Annotated in this window: 7 protein-coding genes; 1 reads left to right on the plus strand and 6 read right to left on the minus strand. The window is 72.3% G+C overall.

The genetic code is table 11. The features are described 5' to 3' along the window. The first annotated feature begins 57 nt into the window (after positions 1-57). A complete protein-coding gene (locus ACZ66Z_RS05700; protein ID WP_469932719.1) occupies positions 58-1281 on the plus strand; it encodes a molybdopterin molybdotransferase MoeA in 1224 nt (407 codons plus the stop codon). A 16-nt stretch (positions 1282-1297) separates the two neighbouring features. On the opposite strand, the gene ACZ66Z_RS05705 is transcribed toward ACZ66Z_RS05700, so the two are convergent. The 6 genes from ACZ66Z_RS05705 to ACZ66Z_RS05730 form a co-directional block, all read right to left on the minus strand. After that, positions 1298-1966: a pyridoxine/pyridoxamine 5'-phosphate oxidase gene (locus ACZ66Z_RS05705; RefSeq protein ID WP_469932720.1), complete on the minus strand. Its 669-nt coding sequence runs from the start codon at positions 1964-1966 to the stop codon at positions 1298-1300. Between the two features lie 31 nt (positions 1967-1997). Continuing rightward, positions 1998-3935 carry an ABC transporter permease gene (locus ACZ66Z_RS05710; RefSeq protein WP_469932721.1) on the minus strand — a complete coding sequence of 646 codons (1938 nt, stop codon included), beginning with the start codon at positions 3933-3935 and terminating at the stop codon, positions 1998-2000. Between the two features lie 91 nt (positions 3936-4026). After that, positions 4027-4839, minus strand: a complete 813-nt coding sequence (gene modA, locus ACZ66Z_RS05715; RefSeq protein WP_469932722.1) for a molybdate ABC transporter substrate-binding protein — start codon at positions 4837-4839, stop codon at positions 4027-4029. 98 nt (positions 4840-4937) lie between these two features. Beyond that, on the minus strand, positions 4938-5324 hold the full coding sequence (locus tag ACZ66Z_RS05720) for a TOBE domain-containing protein (protein WP_469932723.1): 387 nt from the start codon (positions 5322-5324) through the stop codon (positions 4938-4940). A gap of 110 nt (positions 5325-5434) precedes the next feature. Further along, a complete protein-coding gene (locus tag ACZ66Z_RS05725; protein WP_469932724.1) occupies positions 5435-5947 on the minus strand; it encodes a molybdopterin-dependent oxidoreductase in 513 nt (170 codons plus the stop codon). 146 nt (positions 5948-6093) lie between these two features. Next, the coding region (locus tag ACZ66Z_RS05730; RefSeq protein WP_469932725.1) for a molybdopterin cofactor-binding domain-containing protein at positions 6094-6495 on the minus strand (402 nt) is incomplete at its 5' end.

The raw sequence follows: 6495 nt of genomic DNA on the forward strand, positions 1-6495 counted from the left end.
TGTCGGGGACATGAGGCCGGCCGCGACCGGAAACACCGGCCGTGGAGTGTGGAGACCATGCCTCCCGTAACCGTCTCCGCCGTGGCCGAACCGTTCCCGCCCACCGTGGGAGCATCGCAGCATCCGCAAGCGGTGCCGTGGGAAGAGGCCCGTATACGCGCCCACCGCGCCGCACGTCCTGTGCCCCCGCTCCGCGTACCTCTGGGCGACGCCACAGGGCTCACGCTCGCCGGCGACCTCCTCGCCCTCAGCCCCCACCCCGCCTTCGACACCGCAGCCATGGACGGCTACGCCGTGTCCGGGCCTCCACCCTGGACCATCCGGGGAACAGCGCGCGCGGGCACGGCGTGGCAGGGGACCCTCGCACCCGGCGAGTGCGTCCGCATCTCCACGGGAGCTCTCGTCCCGCCCGGCGCTCACGGGGTCGTGCCACTGGAGGTCGCGACGATCGCCCGCGGCCAAGTGTCCGGCTCCGCCCCCTCGGAAGGCCGCCACATTCGGCGCGCCGGTGAGGACGCTGCGGTCGGCGACCGTCTCGCTCCTGCCGGGACCCGCATCGAGCCAGCACTCGTCGGGCTGGCCGCTGCCGCCGGTCACGACACCCTGCCGGCACGGCCCCGGCCCCACGTCGCCGTCCTGGTCACCGGCGACGAACTGGACCACGCCGGTGTCCCCGGACCCGGGCGGGTCCGCGACGCACTCGGCCCCCTCCTTCCCGACCTCGTCACCGAACTCGGGGGCGAGACGACCGCGTTGTGCCACGTGCCCGACCACCCCCGCGGTCGGCTGGCACGTGAAGTCCACGGTCACGACGGGGCCGACGTCATCGTGGTCACCGGCTCCACCTCGGTCGGCACCACCGACCAGCTACGGCATCTCCTCGCCCACAGCGACGCACGTATGGTCGTCGACACGGTCGCCTGCCGTCCCGGCCACCCCATGCTGCTCGCCGAACTTCCCGGGGAACGCTGGGTGGTGGGCCTGCCGGGCAATCCGTACGCGGCACTGGTCGCCGCCCGGACTCTCCTCGGCCCTCTCGTCGCCGGCCTTTCCGGCCGCGCGCTCCCCCGGCTTCCCCTCATGCCTGTGCACGGCAAAGCCAAGGTGGCACCGGGGCACACACGTCTCGTGCCCGTCTCGTGGACCGACGAGGGTTGCCGGATCGCCGCGGGGCATCGCGCCGCCTTCCTGCGCGGCGCCGCGATCGGAGACGCACTGGCCGCGATCGGACCACACTGGGCCGACGGAAGTCCGGCACCGCTGCTGCTGCCCCGTGGATGATGCCGAGGTCCTCGGTTCAGGACCAGAGCTGTCGTCGCTGCCAGCCGGCGGCTTCCCGCTCGTAGCGCAGCCGGACGTGGACGCGGGTCGCGGCGGCCTGCCAGAACTCCACGACGTCCGGGACGACGGTGCACAGCGTCCAGGCCGGGTCGAGGAGACCGGGGTCGGCCTCCACCCGGGCCAGGCTCTCCTCGAGAGCGCGGTCGCGCTCCTCCGGATCGGTCAGGTAGCGGCTCTGCCGGCCGAGCAGGGCTTCCGCCCTGGCCGTGGCCGAGCGGGCGAGGAAGTCGGCGGCCGAGCGGCCCGCGGACTCCGGCCGGACCGCGCCGCGGACGCGGACCTGACGGCCGAACTCCGCCCAGTAGAAGGTGAGCGCGGCGCGCGGCGTACCCGCGAGCTGTATGCCCTTCGGGCTTGCGGCGTGCATGGCGAACTGGAAGCCCGAGGCGTCGACGTTCTTGAGGATGAGGACGCGGGCGTCGGGGTCTCCGGTCTCGTCGACCGTGGACAGGGTCATGGCGTGCGGGTCGGGAACGCCGGCCTCGACCGCCTCCCTCAGCCATGCCAGGAACAGCGGCACGGGTTCCGAGGGGGCCTGGTCCGGCGCGAACTCGGGCAGTGGCCGGGCGAAGACCTCGATGGCACGCAGCCAGTCGCGCACGGAGCGGGCGTCGCTTTTCGTCATGTCCTTCTCGCAATCTCCGGGGTCTGGACGTTCAGAGGGCGACGACCGTCGTCTCGGTTGCCTTCACGCTGGTCCAGACGGGGACGCCGTCGGCGAGGCCGAGTTCGGCGGCGGCCTGGGGGGTGATCTCGGCAATGAGGTCGGGGGCCTCGTCGGAGACGACGAGAACGCGGAGGCGGCTGCCGCTGGTGGTGATCTCGCGTACGGTGCCGGGCCAGACGTTACGAGGGCTGCCGGCCGGCTTCTCGCGGTGGACCGACACCGCCTCGGGGGCGATGACGGCCACGGCTTCGGTGCCGGGCTCCAGCGGGTCGGCGGTCACCAGGGTGCCGCCCGCGTCGAGCGCGAGGCCGTCCGTGGTGACCTTGCCGGGCCAGGCGTTGCGGCCCAGCATCCGGGCGACCCACGGGGAGCGCGGGTGCCGGGTGACTTCGGCGGGGCTGTCGTCCTGGAGAGCGCGCCCGTCGTCGAGGACGAGGACGCGGTCGGCGAGGGAGACGGCCTCGACGGGATCGTGGGTGACGATGAGGCAGACGCCGCCGAAGCGCGCGAGGTGCGTGCGCAGGGTGTGGCGGACGTGGGCGCGGGTGGTCTGGTCGAGGGCGGCGAGCGGTTCGTCGAGGACGAGGAGCCGGGGCCGGGCGGCCAGCGCCCGGGCGAGGGCGACGCGTTGGGCCTGGCCGCCGGAGAGCTGCGCCGGCTTCCTGTGCCCCAGGTGGCCGACGCCGAGGCGGTCGAGCCAGGTCCGGGCCTCGCGCCGGGCCTCGGCGCGCGGGACGCCCTGGGCGCGCAGGCCGTAGGCGGTGTTGGCGAGTGCCGTCAGGTGGGGGAAGAGGGCGCCGTCCTGCGGCACCCAGGCGACCCGGCGGCGGTGCGGGGGCAGGCCGGTGACGTCGACGGAGCCGAGGCGGAGTTCGGCGTGGGCGCGGGGAGTGAGGCCGAGGAGGGCGCGGAGGAGGGTGGTCTTGCCGGCGCCGTTGGGGCCGACGACGGCGATGGTGGTGCCCGGTTCGGCGTCGAGAGTGAGGTGGGTGAAGCCGGTGACCTCGGCGTGCAGGGACCAACGTTCGCCGGAGGGGGCGGGAAAGGCGACCTCTGCCAGCGGCTCGTCGGGGGTCGGGTCCGCGGCGTCCGGGAGAGTGGTCGTGGCCCGTACCCGCTCACTCGGGGTGCCGGTCCATCGTCCGCGCAGGGCGACGAGTACGGCCATGGCGATGGCGAGCAGCAGCAGCGAGACGGAGGTCGCCGCTTCCGGCGCGTCCTGCAGCAGCAGGTAGACCTGGAGGGGAAGGGTCTGGGTGGTGCCGGGCAGGTTCCCGGCGAAGGTGATCGTCGCGCCGAACTCGCCCAGCGCGCGTGCCCAGGTCAGGGCGGCGCCCGCGATGACGCCGGGCGCGACCATGGGCAGGGTGACGGTGAAGAAGACCCGGACCGGTGAGGCGCCGAGGGAGGCCGCCGTCTCCTCGTAACGCGGCCGCAGTCCGCCGAGCGCGCCCTCCAGGCTGATGACCAGGAACGGCATGGCCACGAAGGTCGCGGCGAGGACGGCGCCCGAGGTGTGGAACGGCAGCGTGATGCCGAACGTCGACTCCAGCCACGGCCCGAGGAGCCCGCGCCGCCCGAAGGCGAGCAGCAGCGCCACACCGCCGACGGTGGGCGGCAGCACCATCGGCAGCAGCACCAGCGAGCGGACGAGGGCCTTGCCGGGGAAGGACACCCGGGCGAGGAGCCAGGCCAGCGGGACGCCGAGCAGAAGGGAGAGGCCGAGCGCCCAGAACGAGACGAGCAGCGAGAGCTTCAGCGCCTGGACGGTGCCCGGTGAGCTCAGGTGGCCGGCGAGCTCGCCCCATTCGGTCCGCGCGAGGATGCCGACCAGCGGGAGGGTCAGGAACGCCACGGCCGCCAGCGCGGGCAGCGCCAGGGTGAGGGGCGGACGCGCGCCCGTGGTTCGTACACCTACTCGTTTCATCGATGGTCCCGAAGACATGAGGAGAAAAGCGGAGAGGCTGCCCGTTCCCCCGATACAGGCAGCCTCTTGCGATCTGTGCGATCCCGGTCGGTTACGGCTTCTGGAAGCCGGCGTCCTGGAGGATCTTCTGCCCCTCGGGCGAGGACAGCCAGGTGACGAACGCGGCGGCGGCCTCGGCGTTCTTCGAGTCTTTCAGGGTGGCGGCCGGGTACTGGGCGACGGCGTTCTGGGCGTCGGGGATCTCGACGGCGTCGACCTTGTCCTTGGCGCTCTCGGCGTCGGTCTTGTAGACGAGTCCGGCGTCGGCCTCGCCCAGCTCGACCTTGCTGAGCACCGCGCGGACGTTGGGCTCCTGGGAGACCGGCTTCACGGTGATCTTCTGGGCGTCGAGGACCTTCTTGCTGTACTTGCCCGCCGGCACCTCCGGGGCGGCGAGGACGACCTTGAGCTTGGTGTCCGCGAGGTCCTTCAGCTCGTCGACCTTGAAGGGGTTGCCCTTGCCGGTGGCGATGACGAGCCGGTTCTTCGCGATGACCGCCGGGGTGCCCGTGTCGGCCTTGACCTTGTCCATGCTCTTGGTGTCGGCGGTGACCAGGACGTCGGCGGGAGAGCCCTGGGCGACCTGGGCGACGAGCTCCTGCGAGCCGGCGAAGGAGAAGGTGATCTTCGTGCCCGGGTGGGACTTCTCGTAGGCGGTACCGGCCGTCTTGAACACGTCCGTCAGGGACGCGGCCGCCAGGACGGTCAGGTTCGCCGACGGCGCGGCGCTCACCGAGCCGGAGGCGGTCGTGCCGCCGGTGTCCTTCTTGGTGTCGTCGCTCGACGAGCAGGCCGCGAGCGGCACCAGCAGAGCGGCGGTGAGGACGGCGGCAGCGGTGCGGCGTCTGGTGAGGGTGAGGGACATGAGGGTCTGGACTCCTTGGGGACGAACGGAAGGTGCGGTGAGAGGCCGGCCGCGCCGACGGCCGAAGCTCCTGCGGTACTGCGTGAGGGGTCAGGGGATCAGGTGCGGTCGATGTGCACGCTGGTCGACTTCACGCGGGCGGTGGCCTGCATGCCGACTTCCAGTCCCAGCTCCTCCACGGCCTCACGAGTCAGCAGAGAGACGAGCCGGTGCGGCCCGGCCTGGATGGTGACCTGGGCCGCGATGTCACCGAGCTTGATCGCCGTGACGATGCCCGGGAACGCGTTGCGCGCCGTCGTGTACGACGCATCGTCGTCACCCTGCGCGATCTCCACGGAGAACGCGGCCAGCGACTTGCCGTCGATGACGCGCCGGCCGCTCTCGTCGCGGTGGGTCGCGACCCGGCCCGCGTCCGCCCAGCGTCGCGCGGTGTCCGGGCTCACGCCGAGCAGACGAGCGGCCTGCCCGATGGTGTAGGACTGCATATGCGACACCGTAGGGCTCCATGGCTCTCATCTGCAACAAACCCGTAGGACCCTCCATCGCGAATGAGACTCCACTTGGAGGAATCAACGGCGAATGCCGCCCGGTGATCTCAGCCCTCGGACGGAGGGGTGCCGGGAAGCCGGTGGGAGCCGATCCAGATACCGGTGACCGCGCTGACGTACCGGGCGCCACAGCGGTCGGACGGGACGACGAGCTGGGTGCCGGTGGCCTCGAGATCCTCGTCGTCCATGCGGGTCGCGAGCAGCACGGGCGCGTTGCCGAAGTCGGCGTCGATCTCCGCCCAGGACAGGACGGTGTGGTGCCCGTCGCCGCCGCTGACGGACACCAGGAAGCGGGAGCGTTCCTTGCGGCGGGCGGGGTCGAAGCCGGGGCGTGCCACGGCCATGACCTCGCGCAGCAGCGGGCCCGTGAAGGTGTGGTGCTGCGGCCCTGCCGTGGCGCAGTCGAAGGCGACCTCGGCCCGGTGCTGGTCCCACCCCTCGCGCAGATCGGCGACGGTGAGCGTAACGGAATGGAGCACCTCCCCCCACAGCTCGAAGGAGCCGGGAGGTGTAGGCCTGGTGACGGGCATGGCCTGAGGTGCGGCGCTCGGTCGGATCATCGGGGGTCCCCTCGCGGCGGTCGGTGCTGCGGCTGCGCGCAGTGCTACCCGGCCGCCGGATCAGGGAACCGTAATTGCCACATGAATCTATGATTCTCGTCGCATCTGTGGCCTTTCTACGAGCTGATCTCTCACAATCGCCTGGGCTATCGGCCGACTCCCCTGCGCTGCCGGTCGAGGGCGAGCCAGATGCGGTCGCGGGTCACCGGCAGCTCGGTGAAGCGGATGCCCGTGGCGTCGCGCAGGGCGTTCGCGAAGGCGGGGGCCACCGGGTTGAAGGGGCTCTCGCTCATCGACTTGGCGCCGAGCGGGCCGATCGCGTCGGACGTCTCGGTGAAGTGGACCTCGGTGCGCGGCACGTCGGCGTACTGGGGGAGGCGGTAGCGGCGGAAGGCGGCGGTGGTGACCTCGCCCCGCTCGTCGACCCGGACGGTCTCGAAGAGCGTGGCGCCCAGGGCCTGCGCGACCCCGCCCTCGACCTGGCCCCGGCACTGCATCGGGTTCATCACCTTCCCGGCGTCGGCCGCGTGCACGCTGCGCAGGATCCG

The sequence above is a fragment of the Streptomyces sp. NPDC107498 genome, from assembly GCF_055582805.1.